This window comes from Bradyrhizobium acaciae (genome assembly GCF_020889785.1).
In the GTDB taxonomy this organism is placed as follows: domain Bacteria; phylum Pseudomonadota; class Alphaproteobacteria; order Rhizobiales; family Xanthobacteraceae; genus Bradyrhizobium; species Bradyrhizobium acaciae.
The window spans coordinates 1-832 of the sequence record NZ_JACMYK010000322.1 but is presented as its reverse complement, the minus strand read 5'-3'; the positions used below and the strand labels follow the sequence as shown (position 1 = coordinate 832).

At 63.6% G+C, this 832-nt stretch carries 2 protein-coding genes and 1 pseudogene; all 3 read right to left on the bottom strand.

Features of this window, described 5'->3' with window-relative positions; translation table 11 throughout:
- A pseudogene (locus H8A92_RS40555) lies at positions 1 to 124 on the bottom strand (IS66 family transposase zinc-finger binding domain-containing protein); the annotation flags it as partial.
- On the bottom strand, positions 73 to 369 hold the full coding sequence (gene tnpB, locus H8A92_RS41310) for an IS66 family insertion sequence element accessory protein TnpB (RefSeq protein WP_420831444.1): 297 nt from the start codon (positions 367 to 369) through the stop codon (positions 73 to 75). The pseudogene H8A92_RS40555 and the gene tnpB, both read right to left, overlap by 52 nt.
- A complete protein-coding gene (locus H8A92_RS40550; RefSeq protein WP_229200816.1) occupies positions 366 to 626 on the bottom strand; it encodes a transposase in 261 nt (86 codons plus the stop codon). The genes tnpB and H8A92_RS40550 overlap by 4 nt, the downstream gene beginning before the upstream one ends.
- Between the last annotated feature and the right edge of the window lie 206 nt (positions 627 to 832).

The following is an 832-nucleotide window of genomic DNA, read 5'->3' as shown; positions in this document are numbered from 1 at the left end:
TATGGGCCGGGGCCGGCGCCTGGATGACGCCGTCCGCGTTCTTGAAGGCATACCTGGGACGGCGCGTGACGATCACCCGGAACTTCGCCGGCACCACATCCAGGCGCTCCGACACGCCTGCACCCGATGATGTCCGATCCGCGGCCAGCAGAACCTCGCCTTCTCAAGCCGTCTTAAATACAGGCACACGCCAGAGCCATCCCACCATACGATCTTCATTCGGTCGGCCCTTTTGGCGCGGAACACATAAAGCGAACCATCGAACGGATCTGAGCCGGCATCGCGTACCAGCGCAACAAGGCCGTCGATCCCCTTGCGGAAGTCGACTGGATGGCTGGCCAGGTACACCTTCACGCCGGAGGGGATCATGCCGAACGGACCGCCCGGATCACCCGCTGCAACTGCGTCTCGTCGACGTCCGCGCCGGCGCGCACGATCACCTCGCAATAGCAATTTCGATCACTGCGCCTGTCGCAGACACCACCACACCCTCGCAACTCGAGTGCCGCGAGCGATAATGCCGCTCGGCCCGAGCATCGCGACCGCCAGGCAAACAGCTGCGACGGGTGAATGCCGATCCGCCGGGCGATCGCCGAGACGCTCGCGCCAGGCTCCAGCGCCTCCATCACGACTTGGGCCTTAAACTCGTCCGACCAGCGTCGGCGAAGCTGCCGCGGCGCCCTCAAGACGGTCGGCAACCGCTTCGATCATATGGAAGGTTCTAGTTCCAGAACTAGGCGCAGACATAGAAGCTCACATCGGCTCACAAACTCAGCAGCCGATAGCCGATTGCTCACCCCCTGCGCCAGACGGGGTCTCTTTCCCGCTTACC

Coding starts and splice junctions, on each gene's coding strand:
- H8A92_RS40550 (WP_229200816.1), bottom strand. CDS start 626: ATGGAGGCGCTGGAGCCTGGCGCGAGCGTCTCGGCGATCGCCCGGCGG.
- tnpB (WP_420831444.1), bottom strand. CDS start 369: ATGATCCCCTCCGGCGTGAAGGTGTACCTGGCCAGCCATCCAGTCGAC.